Here is a 2,047-nt window from a genome sequence, read left to right as displayed (position 1 = left end):
CAGTGCCCAAATCGTTACGCCTTTCGTGCGGGTCGGAACTTACCCGACAAGGAATTTCGCTACCTTAGGACCGTTATAGTTACGGCCGCCGTTTACTGGGGCTTCAATTCAGAGCTTCTCCCGTAAGGGATAACCCCTCCTCTTAACCTTCCAGCACCGGGCAGGCGTCAGCCCCTATACTTCGCCTTGCGGCTTCGCAGAGACCTGTGTTTTTGCTAAACAGTCGCTTGGGCCTTTTCACTGCGGCTCTCCCGGGCATACACCCAAAAGAGCACCCCTTCTCCCGAAGTTACGGGGTCATTTTGCCGAGTTCCTTAACCATAGTTCTCTCGCTCACCTTAGGATTCTCTCCTCGCCTACCTGTGTCGGTTTGCGGTACAGGCACCTATTTCCTCGCTAGAAGCTTTTCTTGGCAGCGTAGAATCAGGAACTTCGGTACTATATTTCCCTCGCCATCACAACTCAGCCTTATGATGTGCGGATTTGCCTACACATCAGCCTAATTGCTTGGACGCGCATATCCAGCAGCGCGCTTACCCTATCTTTCTGCGTCCCTCCATCGCTCAAACGGAAATGAGGTGGTACAGGAATATCAACCTGTTGTCCATCGCCTACGCCTTTCGGCCTCGGCTTAGGTCCTGACTAACCCTGGGAGGACGAGCCTTCCCCAGGAAACCTTAGGCATACGGTGGACGGGATTCTCACCCGTCTTTCGCTACTCATACCGGCATTCTCACTTCTAAGCGCTCCACCAGTCCTTACGATCTAGCTTCAACGCCCTTAGAACGCTCCCCTACCACTGATACCATACGGTATCAATCCGCAGCTTCGGTGATACGTTTAGCCCCGTTACATTTTCGGCGCAGAGTCACTCGACCAGTGAGCTATTACGCACTCTTTAAATGGTGGCTGCTTCTAAGCCAACATCCTGGTTGTCTAAGCAACTCCACATCCTTTTCCACTTAACGTATACTTTGGGACCTTAGCTGGCGGTCTGGGCTGTTTCCCTCTTGACCACGGATCTTATCACTCGTAGTCTGACTCCTATGGATAAGTCATTGGCATTCGGAGTTTGACTGAATTCGGTAACCCGTTGGGGGCCCCTAGTCCAATCAGTGCTCTACCTCCAAGACTCTAACACATAAGGCTAGCCCTAAAGCTATTTCGGGGAGAACCAGCTATCTCCGAGTTCGATTGGAATTTCTCCGCTACCCACACCTCATCCCCGCACTTTTCAACGTGCGTGGGTTCGGACCTCCATTCAGTGTTACCTGAACTTCATCCTGGACATGGGTAGATCACTCGGTTTCGGGTCTACGACCACGTACTATATCGCCCTATTCAGACTCGCTTTCGCTGCGGCTCCGTCTCTTCAACTTAACCTTGCACGGGATCGTAACTCGCCGGTTCATTCTACAAAAGGCACGCCATCACTCGTTAACGAGCTCTGACTATTTGTAAGCACACGGTTTCAGGTTCTCTTTCACTCCCCTTCCGGGGTGCTTTTCACCTTTCCCTCACGGTACTGGTTCACTATCGGTCACTAGGTAGTATTTAGCCTTGGGAGATGGTCCTCCCAGATTCCGACGGAATTTCACGTGTTCCGCCGTACTCAGGATCCACTCAAGAGGGAACGAGATTTCAACTACAGGGTTTTTACCTTCTTTGACGGACCTTTCCAGGTCGCTTCATTTACCCCGTTCCTTTGTAACTCCGTATAGAGTGTCCTACAACCCCAAGAGGCAAGCCTCTTGGTTTGGGCTATCTTCCGTTTCGCTCGCCGCTACTCAGGAAATCGCATTTTGCTTTCTATTCCTCCAGGTACTTAGATGTTTCAGTTCCCTGGGTCTGTCCTCAGTACCCTATGTATTCAGGTAAAGATACTACTCCATTACGAGTAGTGGGTTTCCCCATTCGGAAATCTCCGGATCAAAGCTTACTTACAGCTCCCCGAAGCATATCGGTGTTAGTCCCGTCCTTCATCGACTCCTAGTGCCAAGGCATCCACCGTGCGCCCTTTCTAACTTAACTAATTTTAAAACTAATT

At 50.9% G+C, this 2,047-nt stretch carries 1 rRNA gene; it reads right to left on the bottom strand.

The features are described 5' to 3' along the window. Positions 1-2,031, bottom strand: a 23S ribosomal RNA gene (locus ACFCYN_RS25350); the annotation flags it as partial. Between the last annotated feature and the right edge of the window lie 16 nt (positions 2,032-2,047).

This window comes from Gottfriedia sp. NPDC056225, from assembly GCF_042267765.1.
Lineage (GTDB): Bacteria > Bacillota > Bacilli > Bacillales > Bacillaceae_G > Gottfriedia.
The sequence above is the reverse complement of the archived record's forward strand: the minus strand, read 5'-3'. Positions and strand labels throughout refer to the sequence as shown.